The sequence below is a fragment of the Pseudooceanicola aestuarii genome, from assembly GCF_010614805.1.
Classification (GTDB): domain Bacteria; phylum Pseudomonadota; class Alphaproteobacteria; order Rhodobacterales; family Rhodobacteraceae; genus Pseudooceanicola; species Pseudooceanicola aestuarii.
The window spans coordinates 25,686-49,620 of record NZ_JAAFZC010000006.1 but is presented as its reverse complement, the minus strand read 5'-3'; the positions used below and the strand labels follow the sequence as shown (position 1 = coordinate 49,620).

Sequence of the window (23,935 nt, the reverse complement as noted above, 5' to 3'; positions counted from 1 at the left end):
CGCGAAGGCACGGAACCGCCCAACAGTTGACACGAACACAAGGACTTACCTCATGTTGAGAACACGTATGGCGCAAGGTGCCGTGGCAATGCTCGCACTTGCCGCCGCCCAGGGGGCGCTGGCCGACGAAGATCGCACCGCTTGGAGGCTTTTCATCGCCGATCAGGCAGACGGCACGGTGACCGTGGTGGATCGTGACACGCCGGATCAACGGTGGAGCTTTGACTTCGCCGGACCGTCGCGGCTTTACGGGTCGCCCTCCGGGCAGGCCGTGATCGCGGTGCAATCGGATGATGACCGGGTCGACTTCCTCAGCAGCGGCATCGCGCTGGAGGGACATGGCGACCATTCCGACATCGCCATCAGCGATCCCGCAGCGATGGACGCGCATCTGACCGGGCCGCGCCCCTTCCACGTCGTGACCCATGGCCACGAGACAGCGATCAACTTCGATCAGGGCGGCTATGTCTCGTTCCTGTCCGAGGGTCCGTTGCAGGACGGCACGCTCGAGGTCGAGGAGTTTGCGCAGAACCGGGCGCATCATGGGTTTGCCGCCCCGTTGGGGAACGTGATCGTCAGCTCTGTCGCCTCGGAAGGCGAGGTCGCGGAGGGCAGCGCGCCGCCCCGCGTCGGAATCGCGGCCTATGACGCGGACGGCACCCTGATCGGCGACGTCGCCACCTGCACCGACCTGCATGGCGAAGCCTTCTCGGGCAGCTACCTGCTGGCAGGCTGCAAGGAAGGGGTGATTGCGGTGTCCGAGGCCGATGAAGGCGCCGAATTCACCATGTTGTCCTATCCCGAGGACTTCCCCGAAGAGAAAACCGGCACATTGCTGGGCTCTGCAGCGATGCAGATCTTCCTCGGTGATTTTGGCCGTGAGTCGGTGGTGATCATCGACCCCACGACCGAGCCCTATTTCACCCGCGTCGAGCTCTCCTTCCGGCGTGTCGACTTCGTGCTGGATCCTGCCATACCGCAATTCGCTTATATCCTCACCGAGGACGGGACGCTGCACCGGCTCAATATGCTTTCGGCGGAAATCGAAGCATCGGCGCGTATTACCCAGCCCTATTCCATGGATGGTCACTGGCGCGATCCGCGTCCGCGGCTGGCCGTGGCCGGGGATCGCATCGCGCTGACCGATCCGCTGCAAAGCCTGGTGCGGCTGGTCGATCCCGCCAGCCTTGAAGAAACGGCGACCATTCCCGTCGAGGGGCTGCCCTACAACATTCTCGCGATCGGCGGCAGCGGTCTGACCCACTGACGCGCTCTCGGAAGAATAGGGAAAGGGCCCGCCATTGGCGGGCCCTTTCTGATTGGTTTGCTGACTGTGGCCCTTTTGGGGGGGGCGATCACGCGGGGACGATGACACCCGGCAGAGTGTTGTTGAGCATGGTCTCGTTTGGCTGGAAGTGGATGACCGATCGGATCGACTTGCCCGCGTGCAGCAGGTCGAAGGCGGTGTTGATCTGCTCATGCGTCATGTTGTGGGTGATGTAGGGATCGACATCGAAATCCCCTCGCAGCCATTCGTCCACCATGCCCGGCAGCTGACTGCGTCCCAGCACACCGCCGAAGGCAGACCCGCGCCAGACCCGGCCCGTGACCAGCTGGAAGGGCCGGGTCGAGATTTCCTCGCCGGCACCAGCGACGCCGATCACGGTACATTCGCCCCAGCCCTTGTGACAGCATTCCAGCGCCGCCCGCATGACGTTCACATTGCCGATGCACTCGAAGCTGTAGTCGACGCCGCCATTCGTCATCTCGACGATGACCTCCTGGATCGGCTGGGAGAAATCGGCGGGATTGATGCACTCGGTCGCGCCCAACTGCCGCGCCAGCGCGAATTTCTCGGGGTTGGTGTCGATACCGATGATGCGCGACGCGCCCTGCATCTTCGCGCCCTGGATCACGGCCATGCCGACGGCGCCAAGGCCGAAGACGGCAACGGTGGCGCCGATCTCGACTTTTGCGGTGTTGCGCACGGCGCCCATACCGGTCGGGATAGCGCAGCCCATCACCGACGCCTTCGACAGCGGGGCGTCCTTGCTGATCTTGGCCACGGCGATCTCCGGCAGCACGGTGTATTCGGCGAAGGTCGAGGTGCCCATGTAGTGGTGGATCTTCCGCCCCTTGTAGCTGAACCGCGAGGTGCCGTCGGGCATCACGCCCGCGCCCTGCGTCTTGCGGATGGTCTGGCAGAGGTTGGTCTTGCCCGACTTGATGTAGGGGCAGTTCGGATCCTCGGGCGTGTAAAGCGGGATCACGTGATCCCCCGGCTTCACGGATGTCACACCGGCGCCCAGCTCTTCGACGATCCCGACAGCCTCATGGCCCAGAACCGCTGGGAACAGCCCTTCGGGATCGGCGCCGGACAGGGTGAACATGTCGGTATGGCACAGGCTGGTGGTGACGATGCGGATCAGGACTTCGCCTTCCTTGGGGCCGTCGAGGTCGATTTCCTCGATTTCCAGCGGACGGTTCGGCTCCCAGGCGACGGCGGCGCGGATCTTCATGATGCGTTTCCTTCTTGTTGTGCTGGGTATGGGTGTTACATGGTAACGCCCGTGCCGCGAGCGTTCTGACCCGCGCCTTTCAGCCAATCACCGGGCCATATTGGCCACCACAGGACAGGACGATGCTTGAGCAGACCGAGGGCGCCGACCAGAGGCGGCAGAGTGCGCTGATCGTCTACCCCGGCTTCAAGACCCTGGAGGCGACAGGGCCTCTCAGCGTGTTGGGCTATGCGTCGCAGCACCTGGCCGCCGCAGGGCGCCCGGGGGGCTACGATGTGGTCATCGCCGCACCCGAAGCCGGGGCCGTTCCCTCGGACTCGCTGATGTCGTTGGACGCCTCCGTCGCGCTGCGCGATCTGGAAGCGTCCGACACGGTGCTGATCGCCGGCGCTGCCCGGATCGAAGACGCGCTTGCGAGAGAGACGGCGCTGGTGGCGTGGTGCCGGGACCGTGGCCCGAAGGTGACCCGCTGTGCGGCGCTCTGTACGGGGTCGTTCTTTCTGGCAGAGGCCGGTCTGCTGGAGGACAAGCGCGCCGCGACCCACTGGAATTACGCGGACCGGCTCCGCCAGCGCTTTCCGCGGGTCGAGGTGGATGCCGACGCGATCTTCGTGCAGGCGGGTCGCTTCTGGACCTCTGCCGGGGTGACGGCTGCCATCGACCTGACCCTGGCCTTCGTTGAGCAGGACTATGGCCGCGACATCGCGCTGGCCGTGGCGCGCGACATGGTGATGTATCTGAAGCGTCCCGGCGGTCAGTCGCAGTTCAGCACGCTGCTGACGGGCCAGATGGCGGGGCAGGGGGGCGGGCCGAACAGCATGACGGAGGTGCTGGCCTGGATGGGGGCTCGGCTGGGCGAGCCCCTGACTCTCGACGGGATCGCAACTGCCCATGGCATGAGCGTGCGCAGCCTGAGCCGCGCCTTCGCCGCCGAGATCGGTGCCTCGCCGATGGCCACGCTTGAAAGCCTGCGCTGCGACACGGCCAAGGCGCTTTTGCTGGACACTGACCTGCCGATGAAGACCGTCGCCTTTCGTGCGGGGTTCAGAACCGACGAACAGATGCGCAAGGCGTTTCGCCGCCGCTTTTCCCTGTCCCCGCGCGACTACCGCGCCCGCTTTGCGACCGCCGGGATGTAGACGGACGTGTCCCAAGGGTGTTGAAACCCCGGGCGCGCGATCAGTGAATGTAGGCGGTGCCACGCTCCTTCTCTGGATCTTCGACTGGGTCCAATACCAGCAGCAGGCGAGTTTCGCCGGTGCCGGCGATCGGGGGCGAGCGGTGCAGCAGTCCGGAGGGCGGGTTCTCCGACCACCGCGTGCCGCGCAGAACGATGGGCGCGCCGGTCGGAACGGTCAGCACCGTGTTTGGATCATCCCCGTTTGTCGACAGGCCGTATTGCGTTCCGGTGCCGCGATAGGTGCAGATCAGACGGGCGGTCACCGCGTCGATGTGGAATTTGCTACAGGCGTTGGTCTGGATGACATCCAGTCGCAGCTGCAGGTGGGCACATCCCATGACATCGGCAAAGATCGCCGCCAGCGCCGATGCATCTTCGATCAGCATGTTGCGCTCCGCACATTCCGGCGTGCCGCAAAACCGCGACACTTCGATCAGCGCGTCACAGAACGCTTCGGGCCTCAGAATGATGCGCGCCCTTGGTAGTTGCTCGGCCGGCAGGGTGTCGATCCAGCTCTGAAAACGGCTCAGTGGAGTCCGCTCCCAAAGAGCGGCGGCGGTGCCGGGGTTCCGAATGGCGGCCAGTCCTTCGGGGTCGGACGAGACTTGCGTGCAGTGCTGCAACTCTGTTGCTTCGTTGGTGATCATGCCTCGGCCTCCGGCGGCTGGTAGGGCAGGGACGAGTGGTGCAGCACGATCCGCAGGGTGCCCGTCTCGTCCTTCTTGTAGCCAAAGCTCTTGTCGACCGTCGTGACGGACCCGTCCTTGTTGGTGAGCTTGATCCAACCCATCCACATGGCGATGTCGCCCTGAAGGAAGGTCGCGGAGGTGATGTGTTCGCAGGCCCGCCAGCCCATGATCGCAAAGCCGTTGTCGAGGGGGTAGTCTTCTGAATGGCCGCAGAAATAGGCAAGCGCCCCGGCCTTGGTCGAGCGGAAGGTCTGTTCCCCGCTCGCCATCGTCGGTTTGAACAGCACAGGCCCGAGATTGTAGCCATAATATGCGTCGAGATTGGCCGAGGCGACCTGTCGCGCAGCCTCGATGCCCTCCTCCTCGAAAGCCTTGGAAATGGCGATCTTGCCATTGCCCCAGGTGACGAGCGCCTGCGCGATGTCTTCTTCGGTGATCTTCATGTCGGGATCCTTTTGCGTGGTCATTCGGGTTGCGCAGATGCGGCGCCGGGCGCGCGTGCCTCTGTCAGCAGGGCCTGCACGGCATCTTCCAGCGAAAGCGTGCGGGTGTCGGGCGCGCCATGGCGACGAATGGTCACGGTCTTCTCGTCGGCCTCCCGCCCGCCGAGGGCGATCTGCACGGGGATCTTGGCGAGCGCATGTTCCCGGACCTTGTAGCCGATCTTTTCGTTGCGCAGGTCGGTCTCGACCCGCAGCCCCCCAGCCTTTAACCGCTGCGCCACTTCCAGCGCCCAAGCGTCGGCCGCCCCCGTTACCGTCGCGACCACCGCCTGAACGGGTGCCAGCCATAGCGGCAGGTGGCCCGCGTGGTGTTCGATCAGGATGCCGGTGAACCGCTCAAGCGAGCCGAAGAGCGCGCGGTGCAGCATCACCGGGGCCAGCTTGTCGCCCGAGGGGGCGACATAGGTGGTGCCAAAGCGTTCGGGCAGATTGAAATCCACCTGCAGCGTGCCGCACTGCCAGTCCCGCCCGATGGCATCGCGCAGCACGTATTCCAGCTTGGGCCCGTAAAAGGCGCCTTCGCCCTCGAAGATCGTATAGGGATGCCCCGCACGGTCCAGCGCGTCGCGAAGCGCGCCCTCGGAACGGTCCCAGCTTTCGTCGCTGCCGATGCGGTTTTCGGGGCGGGTCGAAAGCTTGATCCGCACGTCCTGGAACCCGAAATCGCGGTAGATCGACAGCACCAGATCGTTGACCTTGAGGCATTCCTCGGTCAGCTGCTCGGGCGTGCAGTAGATATGGGCGTCGTCCTGCGTAAAGCTGCGCACGCGCAGAAGGCCATGCAGCGCGCCGGAGGGCTCATACCGATGCACCTTGCCGAATTCGGCCAGTTTCAGCGGGAGGTCGCGGTAGCTTTTTGTGCCTTGCCCGTAGATCAGCATGTGACCGGGGCAGTTCATCGGCTTCAGCGCATATTCGCGATCATCCACCGTTTCCGCCAGGAACATGTTGGCGCGGTAGTTCTGCCAGTGCCCTGAGGTCTCCCACAACGCGCGGTCCATGATGTCAGGGGAGTTCACCTCGACATAGCCCGCCGCCTCCTGCCGGTCGCGCATGTAACCGATCAGCGTCTGGAACAGCCGCCAGCCCTTGGAATGCCAGAAGACAGAGCCCGGCGCGACCTCCTCGAAATGGAACAGTTTCATCTCGCGGCCCAGCCTGCGGTGGTCGCGTTTCTCTGCCTCGACCATCATGGTCATGTGGGCGTCCAGCGCGGCCTTGTCGGCAAAGGCCACGCCGTAGATCCGGCTGAGCATCTTGTTGTTGCTGTCGCCCCGCCAATAGGCCCCGGCGACGCGGGTCAGCCTGAACGCCGTTCCTGCGTCAGCGGTGGTCCGCATGTGCGGCCCCCGGCACAGGTCAAGCCAATCGCCCTGCCGGTAGATCGTTACCGGCTCGCCCTCGGGGATCGCGTCCAGCAGGGCCAGTTTGTAGGGCTCGCCTGCCGCCTCAAAATGAGCGCGGGCCTTTTCGGGGCGCCATTCCTCGCAGGTAAAAGGGGTCTTGGCCGCGATGATCTTGCGCATCTTCTTCTCGATCACCAGCAGGTCTTCGGGGGTGAAGGGCGTGTCGCGTTCGAAGTCGTAGTAGAAGCCATGCTCGATCGCCGGGCCGATGGCGGTTTTCGTGCCGGGCCAGAGCGCCTGAACCGCCTCGGCCAGCACATGGGCAAGGTCATGGCGGATCAGCTCCAGCGCCCGGGGATCATCGCGGGAGAGCAGTTCGACCGAGGCGCCGTCCGTCAGGGGTGCTGACAGATCGCAGACCCGGCCGTCGACAACCGCCGCAACGGTGCGTTTGGCAAGGCTCGGGCTGATGGCCTGCGCCAGGTCTGCGGCAGAGCTGGACGGGGCGAGCGGACGGGTGGCCCCATCGGGCAGGTGGACATGGATCATTCAGGGGTCTTTCGTTGGAGTATCGGAGCAGGGGGCACCGGGTCGTATCCCGCGCCTCCCCAGGGATGGCAGAGCATCAGGCGGCGCAGGGTCAGCCAAGTGCCGTAAAGCGGGCCGTGACGTTCGAGTGACTCAATGGCGTAGGCGGAACAGGTCGGTTGAAACCGGCAGGCATGCCCGACCCACGGCGACCAGAGCAGGCGATAAGCCCGGACCGGCAGTTTCAGAAGCCAGACGGCCCCTGTGGCAAGGACGGAGCGCTGCGCCGGTCCATCTCTCTTTGCGCGCTGGCAAGGACAGGTCCCGCACATCCGGTCAGAACGGCATTTCGACGGTTTCTGCGATCAGCCCACCAAGGGCGTCAGGCGTTTCCTGCGGCGTCAGCAGCAGCATCCCGAGGCTTGCCTTCAGCTCGGCCTCCTCCATGTCGCGGGCGATGACCACGACGCGGCTGGTGGTGTCGCCCCCGGACCAGGCCTTGAAGGGCACCGGCGCATCGAAGATGTGCTGCACGCCATGAAACACGAAGGGATATTGCAGCCCCTCCACATGCACGATCCCCTTCATCCGCAGAACGTTCGGCCCCTTGAGGGCGATCAGCGTATCCAGCCAGAGATCGAAGACCTCAGCGGGGATCGGCTTGGTGACTTCGATGGAGGCAGTGACGATGCGCTGGTCGTGCCGCCCCTGATGGATCGGCGCGGCGGAATGAAAGGGGGCCGGCATGTCAGAGGGTTTTTTCAGCCCGGAGAGATTCGCCAGCGGATCCGCCTGTGTCGTCTGCTCCATCAGGCCCAGCCATGCGTCGATTTGCGGCGCATCGGCCCCCAGCCGCATGGCGGACAAGCCGAACAGAGTTCCCGGCGGCACGCGGCCGTGTCTTGCGTGAATGCGCGCAGCCCCGGCATTGATCCCAGCAAGCCGCGTCTCGAAGCGCGCCAGCGTGACGGCGTCCGCCAGATCGGTCTTGGACAGGATCAGCACATCGGCCATGGCAACCTGCTGGACCGCTTCAAACTGCTGATCCAGCGTGCCCATCCCAGTTGCCGCATCCGCCAGCGTGGCCACGCCGTCGAGCCGGAAGCTTTGCGCCAACAGCCGATCTGCGGCCAGCGTATGAATGATCGGCGCGGGGTCGGCGATGCCGCTGGTCTCGATCACGACCCGGTCGAAATCCACCCCGCCAGCCGTCCGCCGTTCCTCCAACGCGCCCAGTGTCTTGGCCAGATCCCCCAGAAGCGCGCAGCACAGGCACCCTGATTGCAGCAGGATCGTTTCTTCGGTCGCTTCCTCGATCAGGTCGTGATCCAGACCGACATCGCCGAATTCGTTCATGATCACCGCAATGCGACCGGCTTCGGGGTCGCGTATCAGATGGTTCAGAACGGTTGTCTTCCCTGCGCCAAGAAATCCCGTCAGCAGCGTGACAGGTAGGCGTTTGTCGTCCCATGCCATTCTCGCGTGCACCCCTCTTTACTTCTGATCGCTCCTGGATCACTGGGTGATATGTTATAGCATAACGTATCGCAAGACGATGACGGATGAATGGAGGCAACGATGGAATTTCATGCGCGCCAGAGCATCGAGCAAGTCGAAGAAGGCACCGAGCTTGCACCGAAATTCGGCCCAGACGGTCTGCTGCCCTGCATCACCACGGATGCCGCCAGCGGCGAGGTGCTCATGCTGGGCTGGATGACTGCCGAGGCCTTTCGACTGACCATTGAAACCGGCGAGGCACATTACTTCAGCCGCGCGCGGCAGGTGCTGTGGCACAAGGGGGCGACCTCGGGTCTGGTGCAGAAGGTGGTCGAGGCGCGTATCGACGACGATCAGGATGCGCTGTGGCTGCGTGTCTCGGTGGCCGATTCTGGCGCCTCCTGCCATGTGGGCTATCGGTCGTGCTTTTACCGTTCGGTTCCGCATGGCGATGAGGCCGGAGGCCCGCTGACGTTCCGCGAAGACCACAAGACCTTCGACCCGGTGGCGATGTATGGTGATGCACCCAACCCGACCCAGCTCTGATCTGGGGTGGATGAAGCGCGCGCTTGGTCTTGCGCGGGGCGTGCGCGGTCAGGTCTGGCCGAACCCGCCGGTCGGCTGCGTGGTCGTGCGGGACGGTCAGTTGCTGTCCGAGGCCGCCACCCATCCCGGAGGCCGCCCCCACGCCGAGCGTGCGGCGCTGGAGCAGGCCGTCAATGCGGAGGGCGCAACGCTCTATGTGACGCTGGAGCCCTGCTGTCACTGGGGCCAGACCCCGCCCTGCACCGATGCGGTCATCGCCGCGGGCATCCGCCGGGTGGTCTGCGCCATCAGGGACCCAGATCCACGAGTGAACGGTGGGGGTTTCGCACGGCTGGAAGACGCTGGCATAGCGCTGTCAGTGGGCCTGTGCGCGCAGGAAGCGGCGCTGGTCATGTCGGGCTTCCTTCACCGCGTCAGAACGGGGCAACCGGAACTGTGCATTCTGGCCGGTCCGAAAAACGCCATTCCCGATGGTGTCGACGCCCTTCTCGTGACAATGGGCGGCTGGGTATCTGTGCAAACCAGGACGGAGCAAGACCTGAAAATACCTGACCTTGCCTATCCCATCACAGACGAGTTTCTGACTGTGCTGGGGGATATGGGGTTGACCTCTGTGGCCGTTCCCGCGCGCGATCCAATCGCCGCTATCATGCGCCGCGACACTGCGGCTCGCGCATCGCCGGGCCGTACATGAGCGATCAGAGCGCGCTCCAAACGGCCAGGGATCTGTGGCACCGGCAGCGGATCAAGCGGCTGGTTCGGGACCGCCTCGGCAGAGGGGCGGTTCAGCTGGTGTATGTCCGCAGCACAGTTTGTCTGGATCCCGATTGCCCCGGACCGGCGACAGAAATCCGGGTCGTGGATCTGGCGCTGATGGAGACCCGTTTCGTCATTCACAAGCCTTCGGATCAGGTGTCCGCGGCTGACGTTGCGGCGCTGCTCTGATGGCTGTGAGGAGCAGCTCGGGCCTGATCAGCTTTGCCCTGCTTGCACGCCCGAATAGGAGGCAAGGCGCGATACCCCGGTGTCCGGGTTCAGCGGAACGGCCCCTATCTGTCATTGCGCTGGCGCGCGCTGCAGGGCGTTGAACCGACCTGCCGGAGCAGGAGCTCTTGGCGGATGCGGGGGTGGAAGGCGGTCCGTAGGAACAGGCGGCGGGGCGCGTCGAGGAATCTCGAGCTTGTGCCTGTGCTCTTCGTATAGACGTCCGCGATTTTCAGCCGAGGAGTTTCTCCAGTTCCTCCCCTTGTGCGGCATGCTTCTTGGGGTTTTCTGCTTTCAGCTTGTTCACGTTGATGAGCTTCCATCGGACCGCTGGAAGCTCCGCCGCTTGAGGGCGGTCGATCGCGTCGTTGATCTCGACGAGGCTTTTGGCGCGGTCCTTGACAGGCAGATAGGTCAGATCGATATCGACCGAGAGGCGCGGAAGGTCGCGATAGAAGAGGTTGATGGCCGTCCCGCCCTTGAGCGCATATATCTCCTCCTTGGCGACATTGGGAATGTGCGCACGTCCGATCTCGCTCACAAGCAGGAGGCCGTCCTCTGCTTCGAGGTGACGGGCGGGCAGGAGTGGCGGCTCTGGTCCGCTCTGGACGGCGCTGGCATCGAGGCCCGCCAGGTGCCGCCGGCCCAAGTCAAGGCCTTCGCGCGTAGCTTGGGAACCCGCGCCAAGAGCGATAGGATCGATGCCGAACTCATAGCGCGCTTTCTGATCTTCAGGCCCGACGCCGGACGAACACTTCCGGCGGAACATCTTCGTCTTCTCAGGACCTTGACCACCAAGCGAGCACAGATGGTCGAGATGCGAAAGCGACTCCTGGCCCAGATCCGGGCGCATCGGAAATCCGGAACTGCGGAGCTGTTCGAGGATCTCGATGTGGAGCTGAAGGAGCGGTTGGATGTAGTAATCGCCGAGCTGGAAAGCCGAACTTCAGAGCTTCTCGGTCGCGACATGCGTCTCGCGGACACCGCGCGGATTCTCCGTTCCGTGCCCGGCATCGGACCGGTAGCCAGTTCGACGCTGATCGCCGAACTTCCCGAATTCGGCGCCCTCACAGGCGAAGAAGCTGCGGCGCTGACCGGTCTGGCGCCAGTGGCGCAGGACAGTGGGACGCTGCGCGGCAAGCGAGCCATCGCCGGTGGCAGACGCGCCTTGCGGCATGTTTTGTTCCAGGCGGCACTGGTCGCCTCGCATCACAATCCGACGCTCAAAGCCTTCGTGGATCGGCTCCGAAAAGCCGGGAAACCACACAAGGTCATCGTCACGGCCGTCGCGCGCAAGCTCGTTATCATCGCCAATGCGCTGTGCAAAAGACGGCAGGAATGGGAGCCCAGACACCCCTGAAAGATAAAGATACAGTTGCTAGCTGCTTGCCCAGAAAGCCTTCGACATTTAGAACATCGATCCGTGGCCCCTTAGCTCAGCTGGATAGAGCATCCGCCTTCTAAGCGGACGGCCGAGGGTTCGAATCCTTCAGGGGCCGCCAATTGCATAGCATGTTGAAGATGGCGCATATGAATGCGCAAAATGGCGTTTTGCCATGCACGCCGTGTCAAGAGGTTTTCGAAGCGGAGCCCGAGAAAGATCTCAACATGCTGATAAATATATATTAAAAATAAGAATCAAGCCTCGCGAGCGTCGGGTGCGGGAAGCGCGTCGGGTTCCATGGGAACGTCGACACGGAGTTCCCAAAGTCGTCGATGAGAGAAAAGATTGTACCGTCAGAAAGCCCAGAACCTGAGGTGAGGCCCTCTGACAACGCCAGGATACAAAATTCGACTGATTGGACCTGAAAGATTTATCTCTCTGACCGCGCCTAGAATCCCCTACCTGTATAGCGAGGTCGCGAGGACACCACCTCGACCTAGGGCCCAACCTCACTGAGGTGGTACAATTCCTGCAAGAACCGCCATTGTCCGAAGTGTCAGGGCCGGAAGCGCGTGACTGGATGGCCGCGCGCGCCGAGGACCTGCTGCCCGTAGTGTATCTCCACGTGGTCTTTACCATCCTGGCGGAGATCGCGCAGATCGTCTTCTGGAACAAGAAGGCCGTCTATGGCCTGCTGTTCCGCGCGTCCGCAGAAACGGTCATGACCATCGCCGCCGATCGATCCCAAGCGCCTTGGCGCCCGGCCCGGCATGACCAGCGTGCTGCACACCTGGGGATCGGCGCCGACACATCACCCCCACATCCACATGATTGTGCCGGGCGGAGGCGTGTCGCCGGACGGCACCTGGTGGATTGCCTGCAAGCCCGGGTTCTTCCTGCATGTCCGCGTGCTGTCCCGCCTGTTCCGGCGCTTGTTTCTCGACGGGCTGCAGGCCCTGCATCGCGCCGGGGAACTGGACTTCTACGGCGACCTCCAACGGCTGGCACTTGCTTTGCCGCGTGGCTCGCACCATTCCGCAAATCCGAATGGGTGGTCTATGCCAAGCCGCCGTTCGGTGACCCCGAAGCGGTGCTCGCCTACCTGGGCCGATACACCCACCGCGTCGCGATCTCGAACCACCGCCTGATCAGCGCCGACGCCGAGACTGTCGCGTTCCGCTGGAAGGATTACCGCATCAAGTCTGGCAACCGGCAAAGGGTCATGCGCCTGTCGACGCCAGAGTTCATCCGCCGGTTCCTGATGCACGTGCTCCCTGACGGCTTCCAACGCATCCGGCACTACGGACTGCTGGCCAGCGCGACCCGCAAAGTGAAAATTGATAGGATCCGTGCGTTTCTCAGCGACCCTCGGACCAACCCGGTTTCCGTCCCGGAACACGAGGCAGAGATCCGGTAATCCCCCCCGATCTTAGGGGGATGCGGAAGTAGAATTTTCTCGGCAGGATGAACGAGGAGATTCCGATCAAGAAGACACGATTCACAGAAGCGCAGATCATGGTCGTGCTGCGCCAGATGGAGGGCGGCGTGCCCGCTGCCGAACTCTGCCGCGAACACTGCATGAGCAGCGCCACGCTGTACAAATGGCGTGCGAAGTACGGCGGCATGGATGCCAGCCTGATCAGCGAGGTGAAGGCGATGGCCGAGGAGAACCGCCGCCTGAAGCGCATGTATGCGGATGTCAGTATGCAGAACGATCTGCTGAAGGAAGCGCTCGGAAAAAAATGTTCTGGCCAGCTCAACGCCGAGAGTTGGCCGTGAAAGCGGTGGCGATGAAAGGCTTCAGCATCGCGCTGGCGTGCCGAGCGTTCGATGTCAGCGAGACCTGCTACCGATACAGCCCGAAGCTCGATGACGAGAATGAGCAGATCGCGGATCTGCTGATCGGGCTGACGACGGCAAAGAAGACCTGGGGCTTTGGCCTGTGCTTCCTGTACATGCGCAACGTCCAGGGGCACGGATGGAACCACAAGCGGGTGTACCGGATCTACCGCGAGCTGAAGCTGAACCTTCGGATCAAGCCGCGCAAGCGGCTGAAGCGGGCCAAACCGGACGAGCTGGCTGTGCCGGACGTGCCGAACGAGGTCTGGTCCATGGATTTCATGGCGGATCGCCTCGGCGACGGTCGCCAGTTTCGGCTGCTGAATGTCCTGGACGATTTCAACCGCGAGGGCCTGGGCATCGAGATCGACTTCTCTCTGCCCGCCGAACGCGTCGTCCGGGCCCTGAACCAGATCATCGAATGGAGCGGTGCTCCTGAAACAATTCGTGTCGGTAACGGCCCGGAATACGTCAGTGGCACCCTCAAGGAATGGGCTGAGCACCGGGGCATCACCTTGGCCCATATCCAGCCCGAAAAGCCTCAGCAGAACGCTTACGTCGAGCGCTACAACAGGACGGTCCGACATGAATGGTTGGACCTGCACATCTTCGAAAGCATCGACGAGGTGCGGCAGATTGCCACTGAATGGCTCTGGTCCTACAACAATGAACGTCCGAACATGGGCAACGACGGGATGACACCCGCACAAAAACTGAGAATGGCCGCGCAAAATTCTACGACCAAGCCCCCGTAAGAATGGGGGGATTACCCTTCCACCTTGGGAGGATTTCCAACGTGGGCGACGAAGCGCAAACCGGCACCGTCACACCACGGCCCGCATCGAAAATCCTTCACCTGAGCTGCCATGGAGCACCGCACTCGAATGCTTCAACCGCAGCTCGTATCGCCGACCCTCATGGCTTCTGAACAGAATCCAATCTGCCGCATTCATACTGTGTAGGACATACGCGTCGCATCCTACTCCACTGATGCCTATCAGTGGGCGCTTTCTGCCATTGGCAGCTTGTCATGTGATTTCAGCTTTGCCATGGTCGTCGCATTCAAACCGAGAATAAAACGAGCACATATCATGAACGCGTCGAAGCCGTCCGCTTTCGTAGCCTACACCGGCCGAGACAAAGCATTATCCACACTTATTTTTAATTGAATTGGCAAGGCGAATGCGGTCGACGCTTGCTCCAGGAGATATGAGCCCTGGGAGTATAATGACATTGCAGGTACTCACCTACTGTCACCCATTCTTAAAGGGATTGATTCATCCCCCTTCATTGTTGCGGATATCACCTATTTAAATCCGAACGTGGTTTACGAAATTGGCTTTGCGATTGGGCGGAAGAAGAAAGTTCTCCTAATCAGAAATAGTGACTGCGAAGGGGACCGGGACCTCTCAAAGACCGTAGGTATCTTCGACACAATAGGATATTCAAGCTATCGGACAGAGGATGATCTTCGAAATAAGTTGACCAGCCATATTTCCAACCAAGCCTTGCCATTTGACATTACGCTTAACAGCAAGGCTCCCGTTTACGTGATGCCAGATAATGGAAAGTCCGCAGCTTCTACACATTTGATTGGTCGCGTTAAAAACGCGCGGTATCGGTACAGATCATTCTCGGCGACAGAGGATGTGCGCCTCTCTGCAACTGACGCTATTGCGCAAGTCGCTCAATCGGCTGGCGTAATTTCTATGCTGGATGGCGACAATGTCGAGCAGACAGTGCGCGCGCTATTCATAGCTGGTCTCGCCGATGGTATGAGCAAACCATCCCTCCTTCTATCACCGTATATGGCGGAAACTCCGCTGGACGTTAGGGATATAGCGAAGCCGTACAAAGATCCGAGCGATATAGCGGATATTGTTGCCGATTTTTGTCTTGAAATTAATGCTAAGCTCCAAGAGTCATTACCTCCCCCAATCATCGCCCCGAACTTGCTAGGCCGGATTTCCGTCGGCGACCCCACGGCCGATAATGAGATGACAACTCTGGAGAACTACTACCTGCAAACAGATCAATACCTCAGAGCATCCAGAGGCGAGGTAAATCTTGTAGTTGGGCGAAAGGGCGCTGGAAAAACAGCGCTTTTCATCCGCTTGCGGGATACAACCCGGGCGGACAAAAGGAATATCGTCGTTGACTTAAAGCCCGAGAGTTACCAACTTCTCAAACTTAAAGATGAGATTTTGGAACATTTGGCCGAAGGGTCAAAACAGCACCTTATAACTGCTTTTTGGGAATACCCAATCCTCTTGGAAGTTACTTGCAATCTACTCGAAAAAGATCGGAATACTCATAGGTATAACCACAACATCCATGATCTGTACGAGAAGCTAGAAGATATCTATGCAGGCAGCGAGGGGATATCAGAAGGGGATTTTTCTGAACGTATTATGCAGCTTTCGCAACGTTTGTCCGAAAATTACTCGTCAAAGTTTCACGAAAACGTAACCAAGATCACTGGGCAAAATCTAACCGAGTTACTTTACTCCCATGACTTAAAGTCACTCAAAGAAGTTTTGTCGGAATATTTAGAGCACAAACACAACGTTCTGGTTCTTTTCGACAATTTGGACAAAAGCTGGTCCACAATCGGAGTGGATAAAACCGATGCGACTACACTTCGGTGTTTGATTGACGCCAGCCGTAAAGTTGAACGAGACATGCAAAAGCGGGGCCACGCGTTCCGGTGCATCGTGTTTGTTAGGAACGATGTATATCAGCATTTGATGGCAAACTCGCCAGACTACGGGAAGGAAATGCGGGCCACTCTTGATTGGAGCGACCCTGATTTACTAAGAGAGTTGTTGCGGCTAAGACTAATTTCAAGCTTGGGTGAAGAGTTTGAAGGGGCCAGCTTCCAAGATATCTGGGCGGGAATATCGGAGTCTCACGCTTTCGGCGAAGAAACCTCTAGCTTTGTCATCGATCGATCACTTATGAGACCGCGCAACGTACTGCCGCGATATCCGAGAAGGACAACGCGATCAACTTGGCAATTCCGTGCGGAGCGCGGACCGGCAGAAGGGGGGCACGATCTGTGCCCCCCGTCGGGCCTATGCGGTTTTCTGTTCGTTCTGGGCGGCGCGGGATGTCCGGTGGAAATACACCAGGCAGGCCGTTACCCCGATTGCGCCGATGGAATTGGAAATCATCCCCGGGGTCAGCATGCACATCCCCAGCCCGCCCATGATCAGCCGCATCACGAAGTTCACCGGCACGAACGCCCAGCCGATGGTTGCGATCGCCAGGGCGGCGACGCCGAAGAGACCGGTGGTGAGGGCCATCGCGATCTGGAACGCGCTACCGTCCATCAGCAGCGCGGGCGAGAACACGAACAGGTAGGGGATCAGGAACCCGGCCAGGCCGATCCGTACCGCGGTGAACCCTGTGCGTGACGGATCCGCCCCGGCAAGGCCGGCGGCCGCATAGGAGGCGATCGCCACCGGTGGTGTCATGGAAGATAGGCAGGCAAAGAACAGAACGAACATATGCGCCGCCAGCTGGGACAGGCCAAGCTCCACCAGCGGCGGGGCGGCGACAGAGGCGACGATCACGTAGGCCGCGCTGGTGGGCAGGCCCATGCCGAGAATGATCGAGGCCACCATCACCAATGCGAGCGCCAGGATGGGGATCCCCTGGGAGAACGACAGGATCGTGCTGGCGAACTTCACGCCGACGCCAAGCCCGTTGACGACGCCGATGACGATCCCGGCCGCCGCGCAGGTAACGGCGATGAGCGCCGCATTCCGGGCGCCGACTTCCAATGCTTCGAGGATGCCCTTCACGCTGAGCCGGGTGGATTTGCGCGCCATCGCGGTCACGAAGAGAGAGACGAGCGCCCAGAACCCGGCCTTGATCGGGGAGGCGCCGTCCATCAGCAGGTAGATCAGCACCGTAACGGGCACCAGGAACGGGATCATGTCGATCATGATCCGCCCTGCCTCGGCCCAGGTCTTCTTTTCCAGCACCGGCAATTCCAGGCGCCCGGCCTCCAGGTGGACGGCAAAGAGGACGGCAGCGAAATACAGCATCGCCGGGATCGTGGCGGCCAACAGGATGGTGCCGTAGCCGATGCCTGTGATCTCGACCATGATGAAGGCCGCCGCGCCCATGACCGGCGGTGTGAACTGTCCCCCGACCGAGGCGACCGTCTCTACCGCGGCGGCGAAATGCGGCCTGTAGCCGATGCCGTGCATCAGCGGGATGGTAAAGGAGCCGGTGGACACGACATTCGCCACGGAACTGCCGTTGATCGAGCCGAAGAAGGCGCTGGAAATGACCGCGACCTTGGCCGGGCCGCCCTTGGTATGGCCGGTAAAGGCCTGCGCCATGTTGATGATGGTCTCGCCCATCCCGGTTTTCACCAGGAAGGCGCCGAACATGATGAAGATCACGACATAGGTGGCGGAGACCGCGATGGGCGTGGTGAAGACGCCATTCATGGTCATGACCTGCTGGTCGAGGAAGGTCTGCCAGCTCAGCCCGCGATGGCTGAGCCCGCCGGGCAGCCATGGTCCCACGAAGGCGTAGACGATGGCCACAAGCACGACAATCGCCATGGCCCAGCCGATCACGCGGCGCGCCGCCTCGACGATGAGCGCGATAAGGAGCACGGCCATGATCTGATCCAGCGTGGTCAGTCGGTCGACATATTCGATCCGGTTCAGGATCCGGTCGTAATCCAGATACAGCCAGAGCATCGGCAGAACCGACAGCGCCGCCAGCACATAGCCGGACCAGGTGATTTCACCGGGATGGGCGAATTTCTGCGGTGGGGAATAGATCAGGAAGGCCAGGACCAGCGCAAAGGTCACGTGCAGGCTGCGTTGGAGCATTGGCTCCAGCATGCCGAACCCGGCTGTGTAGATGTGGAAACTGCCCATCGTCACCGCGATGGCGCTGATGAGAAGAACCGCGCGGCGCCAGCTGCGTGGGACATCCTCGGTTGACGGGTCTGGACTGCACTCGGCGTTAGGAAGCTGGGCCATCAGTTTTCCTGATATTGGAAGAGTTCTGAAAAAGGGCGACGCGCCTCCCGCGCGGAATGGCAGGGGAGGCGCGTCTTCGGGTCAGTTCAAGTAACCGGCCTTCTCGTAGGCGCGCTGCGCCCCTTCATGAAGCGGTACGCCCATGCCTTCATGGGCCGTGGCGGGGTCGAAATCCTGTTTCAGCCGCACATGCGTCTCCTTCAGGGAGCCGACATGCTTGATCAGCGTATCGACGATCGCCTCCACCAGCGCCGGGTCCGTGTCGGAACGGGCGTAGAACGCGGAGGACGCCCCGATCGTGGGGATCGCTTCGGTCTGGCCGGGATAGGTGTTCGCCGGCAGATCGACGTTGGTATAGCCCCGCGCAAGCATCTTCTCGCGCTCTTCGTCGTTGAAGCTCAGCAGCTTGATGTCGCGGGAATTCGCAAGGTCGAGGATGCTGCTGTTCGGCGCGGCGGTCAGCGGGGTGAACAGGTCCACCTGCCCGTCCTGGATCATCGAGGTGGCATCGGCGAATTCCGCGTAGACCACGCGGGAGCCCCATTCCTCCATGTCATCGAAGGTGATTCCATAGGTCGTTTGCAGCAGGTCATTGGTTGCCTGCACCCCGAAGTGGCCACGCGGCCCGCCGGGGACGATGGTCACCGGGATCTTGTTTTCGATCACCTCGGCAAAGGTATCGGCCTCGAAATCCGCGCGGGCGACGACCTGGAAGTGCTGGTCGTAGATCGAGGCAACGCCGCGCATGTCGCTGAGCGGCCCGATTTCCACCAGGCGCGGATCGCCCGCGCCTTCGTAGGCCTGTTGCGCCGTGAGGCTGGTGATCATCGCCAGCGGGACTTCCCCCCGCCCGAGGCGAATGGAATTGCTGAGCGAGCCGCCCGGAATGATGTCGATGTTGACGCCTTCGTAATCCGACTTGAGCTTTTCGACCACGGCTGTGACCACGATGTTGTAGGTCCCCCCGACGGAGCCGCTGGCAAAGACCGCGTCCCAGCCCTGCGCGGCGACGGCGTTGCCGAACGACGCGATCCCGATTGCGGCGGCACATGCGACCTTGGCCGAGCTTCGTACAAATTTTTTCATCTGTTCCTCCCTGATGTCTTGAGGAGCCGCCCCCTCCGAAGCGGCTTCCGACCTGTTTCATTCGACTAAAAAAGTGGTCAGGCCAATTGCCAATATGCTGAGGGTGTGTATCTTCGTCAACAGTCTTGCCGGGGCGAGAAACGCCGACGGCGATCAACACGGCGCTGGCCCGCGAGATTTCGCGGGCTTGCGAGAGACGTTCAGAGGAGAGGAGGCCGACCCGGCATGAGCGACAAGATAACCATAGCGGCAACGCGACATTCGGCGTTCTACAGCCCCATTCACGCGGTCATCGCGGGTGGGTTCCTGGAGGATGAGGGCATTGCGGCGGAATATTGCGTCGCCCCGCCCGCGCAATGCACGGAACGTTTGCTGGACGGTACGGTCCAAATTGCTCAATCCGCCGTCAGCGCAAGCTGGGACGAGAGGGAGCGCGGCCAGGTGCTGCCCCTGCGGCATTTCTGCACCATCAATCGCCGCGACGGCTTTTTCATCGTGGGGCGCGATACCGGCGCGACCTTCAGCTGGGACCGGATGGCGGGGGCGGACGCGCTTGTCGATCATGGCCGGCAGCCCTACGTCGGGTTTTGCCATGCGGCACAGAGCCAGGGCATCGACCACGGCGCGATCAATCTGATGGATGTTGGCGGGGAACCTGACATTCTGGCAGCGTTCCGTGAGGGGCAAGGCGATTTCGCCCACCTTCAGGGGCCGGCGGCACAGCAGCTCGAAATCGAGGGGCACGGCCGTGTTGTTGCCTCCTGCGGCACGGCTTCCGGCCTTTTTGCGTTCAGCAGCCTGCGCGCGACGCAGGATTTTCTGAACACCGACGTGGCGGTGCGGTTCACGCGGGCCTATGCCAAGGCACGGGACTGGGTGGCCAGTCAGCCGGTGGAGAATGTGACGCAACTGATCAGCAAGGTCTTTCCCGACATCGGCACCGATGAATTGCGCGCCGCCGTCCGGGCCTATCAACACGTGGGAACCTGGCTTGGCCCGGTCGAGATCGACGACGAGAGTTACGCGGCAGCCCATGCGGCCTTTACGCAGGCGGGCCGCAACACGACGGATCATCGCAAGGCCGAGGTCGTCGCCGCACCGCCCGCCTGACGGACCCCACGACCAGGCCCCGCGGCATGCCGCGGGGTTTTGCCCCATCATTTCAAACCAGGAGAGACCAATGTCTGGAAAAGCAATCGTTGTGAAATTCTCGTGCACTGCCGAGCAGATCGAGGAATTCGTCAAAACCGCAATCGGCCATGCCGCCAAGGTGCGGACGGAAGAGGGCTGCCTGCGCTGCGATGTGCTGCGCCCGGATGACGATCCGAATTCCGTCTACCTCTATGAGCTGTTCAAGAGCCCCGAGGCCCTGAAGGAGCACGCGGCGATGCCCTACATGAAGGATTTCGGCGCCGCGATTCAGAAGATGGTGGAGTCGCGCCATCGGGTCGATGTGACCTTGCAGAACTGAGTCCACACCGGACACAGATCCGGGGGCCGCAATCGTCCCGGCCCCCGGACTTTTCAGCGCCAGAGCCGCATCGCGACGAGGATCCAGACCGCGAGCGCCAGGATGGAGAAGAGCAGGAACAGCCCGTTCCACACCAACCCCACGCGGGCCGCGCGGACATTGCCGAAATAGGCGACCAGCAGCGTGGAGGCCGTGAAGGGCGAGGTCGCGCCGCTCAGCGCCCAGCCGCCGGTGATGGCGACGACCACGGCCACGGGCGACACGTTCATGACCTCGGCCGAGGGTAGCAGCGGGGCGATCAGCGATACCGTCAGGATCGGGTTCATGCCGATCTGGCCAGTGAACGGGATCAACAGAAGCAGGCTCAGCAGCAGGAGTTCGGGGGGCAACGCCGACAGGTCCAGCTCTGCCACCAGGGGGCCAAGCAATCCGGACCCCAGGCTGCCGATGAACCCCGCCATGGCCAGCAGGACCACTTCGCCCCGTGCTTCGGGCAGGTCGACACCGACAAAGGCCCGGCAGCGCTGTCCCAGGCCGGTCATGTCGAACCGGCCGTTTTCGACGACGATCTGGGCGGACATCCAGCACAACGCGATGAACGGCACGGCCACCATCACGATCCCCTGAAAGCGCACCTCGGATATGATCATCAGGGCGGCGAACACCACCGCCAGCCCCGACAACAGCAACAGCAGCGGAGCGATCTTGCGCATCCAGGTCGCCAGATTCGGCGCCGGTGGGGATGCGGATCGCGGGCGGGCCGGGGGACGCCATTCGAAGAGTGTGTCCACGGCCCAGCCGACGCTCACCAGGATCAGGCCGCTCAGGAAACACGGTCCCACCACGCTGCCCCAGGTCGCACCGGGGACAAGGGGGATCGTGACCGCCAGGGTGAAGGCCACGGGCGACCAGGGCAGGATGGAGACCAGCCCGCGCTGGATCGCCAGCAACATGCGGCGCAGGCGGATCTTGCGCAGCCGGGTGTCCGGTTCGCGCAGGGTGCTGGTCTGCACCATCGCACCCAGAACGGAGATTGCGCCGTAGATGATGACCAGACCGAACAACTGCCCGCCCACGGTCAGCGCCAGGTAGCGGCGCCCGGGCGGCTGTTCGCCCAGGAAGCGCCCGCATTCGGCGATGGCGCTGGAGGCCCCGGCGGCGACCCTGAGCGACAGGAGCGCGACGAAATAGGCGACGATGAAACTGGCGCTTCCGAAGGCGCGGCGCAACAGCGCGGGCCAATCCGGCAGCGTTGCCATCGCCAGGATGACGAGGACGAAACCGATCGCCAGAAAGGCCCGGTGCACAAGGCGGACGCGCAGGGCCAGCAGGGCCAACGCCATGATCAGGAACCCGGCAGAGGCAAGCGCAAAGCCCGTGCCGCCGACCCATTCCGACAGGATCACCGCCACCGTGGTCGCCATTAGCGCACCGCCGGCGTGCAGGTCGGGGCGCGCGCGCAGCGGCGCGCCGTCCCCCGCCGTCATATGGTCACTCTCCGGCTTCCACGAGCTGGCTTTGCCGGCCCAGCCCGTCGACCCCCAGCGTCACGCGCTGGCCGGGCCGCAGGAAGGTCTGGGGTGTCTGGCCCATCCCCACGCCGGCGGGGGTGCCCGTCAGGATGACGTCACCGGGCTGAAGCGTCATGAACCGGCTGATGTAGGAGATCAGGAACGGCACGGGAAAGATCATCCGGGCCGTGGTGCCATTCTGGTAGCGATGGCCATCCACCTCCAGCCAGAGCGCCAGATCATTCGGGTTCTCCACTTCGTCGCGCGTGACCATCCAGGGGCCCAGCGGTCCGAAGCTGTCGGCCGATTTCCCCTTGACCCATTGTCCTCCGCGTTCGTTCTGGAACGCGCGCTCGGAGACATCATTGGCCACGCAATAGCCGGCAACATGATCCAGGGCGGCGTCTTCGGTCACGTAGCGGGCCGTCCGGCCGATGATCACGCCAAGTTCGACTTCCCAATCGGTCTTTTCCGAGTCGCGCGGAATGCGGATCGGGTCGTTGGGGCCCGAAACGGCGCTGGTGGCCTTCATGAACAGGATTGGCTCTGCCGGGGCGGGCAGGTTGGATTCCTCCGCGTGGTCGGAATAGTTCAACCCCACGCAGACCACCTTGCCGATGCCGCCCACACAGGGACCGACGCGCACGCCGTCTTCCACGCGGGGCAGGGATGCGATGTCCAGGGTGCGGATGTCGTCCAGCGCCTGATCCGACAGGGTCGCGGCACCGATATCGTCGACATGGCCGGAGAGGCCGCGAATTTCGCCCTCCGGACCGATGATGCCTGGCACTTCGTATCCGGCGGGGCCATAGCGGAGCAATTTCATGGCGGGAACCTCTTTGTTGTCGTGTCTTGGTGGGGGGTCATGCGCCGGCGAGCGTGGGGACCGGCTTGCGCAGGGGGCGGCCCGACAGGTGATTGACGATGTCGTCACCGGCAAGCTTTTGCAGAAGGCCGATCGCCGCTTCGGAATACCACGCGGAATGCGGGGTCAGCAGCAGGTTCGGCGCGTTGCGCAACGGTGAGGCCGGGGGCAGCGGCTCCTTCTCGAACACGTCGAGCGCGGCGCCTCCGATTGTGCCTGCGTGCAGCGCCTCTGCCAGCGCGGCCTCGTCGATCAGGCTCCCGCGGGAGGTGTTGACGATGACGGCGTGCGGTTTCATCGTCCGCAGCCTTTCGGCGTTCACCACGCCGTTGGTCGCGGGCGTCGCGGGGGCGTGCAGGCTGATGACATCGCAATGCGCAAAGAGCGCATCGGCCGACATCAGCGTCACGCCGTCCGCCTGAGCCTGCGCCGCGTCAAGCGTGGGATCGGAGACGGCGAAGGAGAAGCCGAAGGGCGCCAGCCGGTCGCGCAGTTTTCGGGCGATGTTGCCAAAGCCGAAGAACCCGACCGTGACATCCTCGGACGCCAGGATGGGCCTGGCGATCTCCACGCTTTTCCATTCGTCCCGGCGGACGGATGCGTCAAGCTGGGGCAATTTGCGGTGCATCGCCAGCACCATCGACGCGGCATGATCCGCGACTTCACCCGCACAATAATCGGGGACGTAGCCCACGGAAATGCCGCGCGCCGCACAGGCCTTCAGGTCGATGTTGTCATAGCCTATCCCGTAGCGGACAACCGCTGCGCCCTCGGCCAGTCCCGCGATGGCGGTGGCGTCGAGGGGTGCGAACTGGACCAGAACCATGTCGGCGCCCTTGACGGCGCGCGCGACCTCCCCGGTATCCTGGCATTGGTGACCGCTCAGCCGCGCACCGACCGATTCCGCCGCTGCGGTCTCCTGAAGAAGGTCGGAGAATGTGTAGTCCGTGACCACGACATTCCGTATTGGTTGTTCCG

20 protein-coding genes, 1 tRNA gene and 3 pseudogenes are annotated in these 23,935 nt (G+C 62.5%); 12 read left to right on the top strand and 12 right to left on the bottom strand.

Annotated features, from left to right (window positions below; genetic code table 11):
* The first annotated feature begins 52 nt into the window (after nucleotides 1-52).
* Complete coding sequence (locus G5A46_RS19125; protein WP_239521125.1) at nucleotides 53-1,267, top strand: metallochaperone AztD; 1,215 nt, start codon at nucleotides 53-55, stop codon at nucleotides 1,265-1,267.
* Between the two features lie 88 nt (nucleotides 1,268-1,355).
* Here the strand turns inward: G5A46_RS19125 and G5A46_RS19120 are convergent, their stop codons facing one another.
* The gene (locus G5A46_RS19120; protein WP_163852142.1) at nucleotides 1,356-2,519 is read right to left on the bottom strand and encodes an S-(hydroxymethyl)glutathione dehydrogenase/class III alcohol dehydrogenase; all 1,164 of its coding nucleotides are present in this window, start codon (nucleotides 2,517-2,519) and stop codon (nucleotides 1,356-1,358) included.
* A 122-nt stretch (nucleotides 2,520-2,641) separates the two neighbouring features.
* Between G5A46_RS19120 and G5A46_RS19115 the strand changes: the two genes are divergently transcribed.
* Nucleotides 2,642-3,658 carry a GlxA family transcriptional regulator gene (locus tag G5A46_RS19115; RefSeq protein ID WP_163852140.1) on the top strand — a complete coding sequence of 339 codons (1,017 nt, stop codon included), beginning with the start codon at nucleotides 2,642-2,644 and terminating at the stop codon, nucleotides 3,656-3,658.
* A 40-nt stretch (nucleotides 3,659-3,698) separates the two neighbouring features.
* Here the strand turns inward: G5A46_RS19115 and G5A46_RS19110 are convergent, their stop codons facing one another.
* The 5 genes from G5A46_RS19110 to G5A46_RS19090 all read right to left on the bottom strand — a co-directional run bounded on the left by G5A46_RS19110 (nucleotide 3,699) and on the right by G5A46_RS19090 (nucleotide 8,241).
* The gene (locus tag G5A46_RS19110; protein WP_163852138.1) at nucleotides 3,699-4,346 is read right to left on the bottom strand and encodes a DUF1826 domain-containing protein; all 648 of its coding nucleotides are present in this window, start codon (nucleotides 4,344-4,346) and stop codon (nucleotides 3,699-3,701) included.
* Complete coding sequence (locus tag G5A46_RS19105) at nucleotides 4,343-4,831, bottom strand: phosphoribosyl-AMP cyclohydrolase (protein WP_163852136.1); 489 nt, start codon at nucleotides 4,829-4,831, stop codon at nucleotides 4,343-4,345. The genes G5A46_RS19110 and G5A46_RS19105 overlap by 4 nt, the downstream gene beginning before the upstream one ends.
* A gap of 20 nt (nucleotides 4,832-4,851) precedes the next feature.
* Complete coding sequence (thrS, locus tag G5A46_RS19100) at nucleotides 4,852-6,786, bottom strand: threonine--tRNA ligase (protein WP_163852134.1); 1,935 nt, start codon at nucleotides 6,784-6,786, stop codon at nucleotides 4,852-4,854.
* A complete protein-coding gene (gene yidD, locus G5A46_RS19095; protein WP_420821369.1) occupies nucleotides 6,783-7,013 on the bottom strand; it encodes a membrane protein insertion efficiency factor YidD in 231 nt (76 codons plus the stop codon). The genes thrS and yidD overlap by 4 nt, the downstream gene beginning before the upstream one ends.
* 88 nt (nucleotides 7,014-7,101) lie before the next feature.
* Nucleotides 7,102-8,241, bottom strand: coding sequence for a CobW family GTP-binding protein (locus G5A46_RS19090; protein ID WP_163852130.1), 1,140 nt, complete (start codon nucleotides 8,239-8,241; stop codon nucleotides 7,102-7,104).
* 102 nt (nucleotides 8,242-8,343) lie between these two features.
* Here G5A46_RS19090 and hisI point away from each other — a divergent pair, with 102 nt between their 5' ends.
* From hisI to G5A46_RS19075, 3 genes are read left to right on the top strand one after another with little or no spacing between them, the layout of a single operon-like run.
* Nucleotides 8,344-8,808 carry a phosphoribosyl-AMP cyclohydrolase gene (gene hisI, locus G5A46_RS19085; protein ID WP_204318816.1) on the top strand — a complete coding sequence of 155 codons (465 nt, stop codon included), beginning with the start codon at nucleotides 8,344-8,346 and terminating at the stop codon, nucleotides 8,806-8,808.
* A 10-nt stretch (nucleotides 8,809-8,818) separates the two neighbouring features.
* Nucleotides 8,819-9,502, top strand: coding sequence for a bifunctional diaminohydroxyphosphoribosylaminopyrimidine deaminase/5-amino-6-(5-phosphoribosylamino)uracil reductase RibD (gene ribD / locus G5A46_RS19080; protein ID WP_239521122.1), 684 nt, complete (start codon nucleotides 8,819-8,821; stop codon nucleotides 9,500-9,502).
* Nucleotides 9,499-9,753 (top strand): hypothetical protein, encoded by a 255-nt coding sequence (locus G5A46_RS19075; protein ID WP_163852126.1) that lies wholly within the window; start codon nucleotides 9,499-9,501, stop codon nucleotides 9,751-9,753. The genes ribD and G5A46_RS19075 overlap by 4 nt, the downstream gene beginning before the upstream one ends.
* 379 nt (nucleotides 9,754-10,132) lie before the next feature.
* On the opposite strand, the pseudogene G5A46_RS19830 reads toward G5A46_RS19075, so the two are convergent.
* A pseudogene (locus G5A46_RS19830) lies at nucleotides 10,133-10,339 on the bottom strand (nucleotidyl transferase AbiEii/AbiGii toxin family protein); the annotation flags it as partial.
* On the opposite strand from G5A46_RS19830, the gene G5A46_RS19065 reads away from it, so the two are divergent.
* From G5A46_RS19065 to G5A46_RS19955, 5 genes and pseudogenes are all read left to right on the top strand, one after another.
* Nucleotides 10,310-11,152, top strand: a complete 843-nt coding sequence (locus G5A46_RS19065) for an IS110 family RNA-guided transposase (RefSeq protein ID WP_163852124.1) — start codon at nucleotides 10,310-10,312, stop codon at nucleotides 11,150-11,152. The pseudogene G5A46_RS19830 and the gene G5A46_RS19065 overlap by 30 nt on opposite strands.
* Before the next feature lie 65 nt (nucleotides 11,153-11,217).
* A tRNA-Arg gene (locus tag G5A46_RS19060) sits at nucleotides 11,218-11,294 on the top strand.
* 403 nt (nucleotides 11,295-11,697) lie between these two features.
* A pseudogene (locus tag G5A46_RS19055) lies at nucleotides 11,698-12,572 on the top strand (IS91 family transposase); the annotation flags it as partial.
* An 86-nt stretch (nucleotides 12,573-12,658) separates the two neighbouring features.
* A protein-coding gene (locus G5A46_RS19050; protein WP_163852255.1) for an IS3 family transposase occupies nucleotides 12,659-13,770 on the top strand; the annotation gives its coding sequence in 2 pieces (ribosomal slippage) (nucleotides 12,659-12,926 and nucleotides 12,926-13,770; 1,113 coding nt in all).
* Between the two features lie 798 nt (nucleotides 13,771-14,568).
* A pseudogene (locus G5A46_RS19955) lies at nucleotides 14,569-15,981 on the top strand (P-loop ATPase, Sll1717 family); the annotation flags it as partial.
* 108 nt (nucleotides 15,982-16,089) lie between these two features.
* Here the strand turns inward: G5A46_RS19955 and G5A46_RS19045 are convergent.
* Together G5A46_RS19045 and G5A46_RS19040 are read right to left on the bottom strand one after the other, a co-directional pair.
* Entirely contained in the window at nucleotides 16,090-18,024 is a 1,935-nt protein-coding gene (locus tag G5A46_RS19045) for a TRAP transporter permease (RefSeq protein WP_163852122.1), read from the bottom strand.
* Between the two features lie 81 nt (nucleotides 18,025-18,105).
* A complete protein-coding gene (locus tag G5A46_RS19040; RefSeq protein ID WP_163852120.1) occupies nucleotides 18,106-19,110 on the bottom strand; it encodes a TAXI family TRAP transporter solute-binding subunit in 1,005 nt (334 codons plus the stop codon).
* Between the two features lie 225 nt (nucleotides 19,111-19,335).
* Between G5A46_RS19040 and G5A46_RS19035 the strand changes: the two genes are divergently transcribed.
* Both G5A46_RS19035 and G5A46_RS19030 read left to right on the top strand, forming a co-directional pair.
* Entirely contained in the window at nucleotides 19,336-20,220 is an 885-nt protein-coding gene (locus G5A46_RS19035; protein ID WP_163852118.1) for an ABC transporter substrate-binding protein, read from the top strand.
* 70 nt (nucleotides 20,221-20,290) lie between these two features.
* Nucleotides 20,291-20,581, top strand: a complete 291-nt coding sequence (locus tag G5A46_RS19030; RefSeq protein ID WP_163852117.1) for a putative quinol monooxygenase — start codon at nucleotides 20,291-20,293, stop codon at nucleotides 20,579-20,581.
* A 53-nt stretch (nucleotides 20,582-20,634) separates the two neighbouring features.
* Here G5A46_RS19030 and G5A46_RS19025 read toward each other — a convergent pair whose 3' ends face one another.
* From G5A46_RS19025 to G5A46_RS19015, 3 genes are read right to left on the bottom strand one after another with little or no spacing between them, the layout of a single operon-like run.
* Nucleotides 20,635-22,068, bottom strand: coding sequence for a hypothetical protein (locus G5A46_RS19025; RefSeq protein WP_163852115.1), 1,434 nt, complete (start codon nucleotides 22,066-22,068; stop codon nucleotides 20,635-20,637).
* Nucleotides 22,069-22,072: 4 nt separating this feature from the next.
* A complete protein-coding gene (locus G5A46_RS19020; protein ID WP_163852113.1) occupies nucleotides 22,073-22,918 on the bottom strand; it encodes a fumarylacetoacetate hydrolase family protein in 846 nt (281 codons plus the stop codon).
* A 37-nt stretch (nucleotides 22,919-22,955) separates the two neighbouring features.
* A complete protein-coding gene (locus tag G5A46_RS19015) occupies nucleotides 22,956-23,912 on the bottom strand; it encodes a C-terminal binding protein (RefSeq protein WP_163852111.1) in 957 nt (318 codons plus the stop codon).
* Nucleotides 23,913-23,935 lie beyond the last annotated feature (23 nt).

Excerpts from the sequence above, each read along its gene's own strand:
- G5A46_RS19125 (WP_239521125.1), top strand. The coding sequence starts at position 53 with ATGTTGAGAACACGTATGGCGCAAGGTGCCGTGGCAATGCTCGCACTT.
- G5A46_RS19120 (WP_163852142.1), bottom strand. The coding sequence starts at position 2,519 with ATGAAGATCCGCGCCGCCGTCGCCTGGGAGCCGAACCGTCCGCTGGAA.
- G5A46_RS19115 (WP_163852140.1), top strand. The coding sequence starts at position 2,642 with ATGCTTGAGCAGACCGAGGGCGCCGACCAGAGGCGGCAGAGTGCGCTG.
- G5A46_RS19110 (WP_163852138.1), bottom strand. The coding sequence starts at position 4,346 with ATGATCACCAACGAAGCAACAGAGTTGCAGCACTGCACGCAAGTCTCG.
- G5A46_RS19105 (WP_163852136.1), bottom strand. The coding sequence starts at position 4,831 with ATGAAGATCACCGAAGAAGACATCGCGCAGGCGCTCGTCACCTGGGGC.
- thrS (WP_163852134.1), bottom strand. The coding sequence starts at position 6,786 with ATGATCCATGTCCACCTGCCCGATGGGGCCACCCGTCCGCTCGCCCCG.
- G5A46_RS19090 (WP_163852130.1), bottom strand. The coding sequence starts at position 8,241 with ATGGCATGGGACGACAAACGCCTACCTGTCACGCTGCTGACGGGATTT.
- hisI (WP_204318816.1), top strand. The coding sequence starts at position 8,344 with ATGGAATTTCATGCGCGCCAGAGCATCGAGCAAGTCGAAGAAGGCACC.
- ribD (WP_239521122.1), top strand. The coding sequence starts at position 8,819 with ATGAAGCGCGCGCTTGGTCTTGCGCGGGGCGTGCGCGGTCAGGTCTGG.
- G5A46_RS19075 (WP_163852126.1), top strand. The coding sequence starts at position 9,499 with ATGAGCGATCAGAGCGCGCTCCAAACGGCCAGGGATCTGTGGCACCGG.
- G5A46_RS19045 (WP_163852122.1), bottom strand. The coding sequence starts at position 18,024 with ATGGCCCAGCTTCCTAACGCCGAGTGCAGTCCAGACCCGTCAACCGAG.
- G5A46_RS19040 (WP_163852120.1), bottom strand. The coding sequence starts at position 19,110 with ATGAAAAAATTTGTACGAAGCTCGGCCAAGGTCGCATGTGCCGCCGCA.
- G5A46_RS19035 (WP_163852118.1), top strand. The coding sequence starts at position 19,336 with ATGAGCGACAAGATAACCATAGCGGCAACGCGACATTCGGCGTTCTAC.
- G5A46_RS19030 (WP_163852117.1), top strand. The coding sequence starts at position 20,291 with ATGTCTGGAAAAGCAATCGTTGTGAAATTCTCGTGCACTGCCGAGCAG.
- G5A46_RS19025 (WP_163852115.1), bottom strand. The coding sequence starts at position 22,068 with ATGACGGCGGGGGACGGCGCGCCGCTGCGCGCGCGCCCCGACCTGCAC.
- G5A46_RS19020 (WP_163852113.1), bottom strand. The coding sequence starts at position 22,918 with ATGAAATTGCTCCGCTATGGCCCCGCCGGATACGAAGTGCCAGGCATC.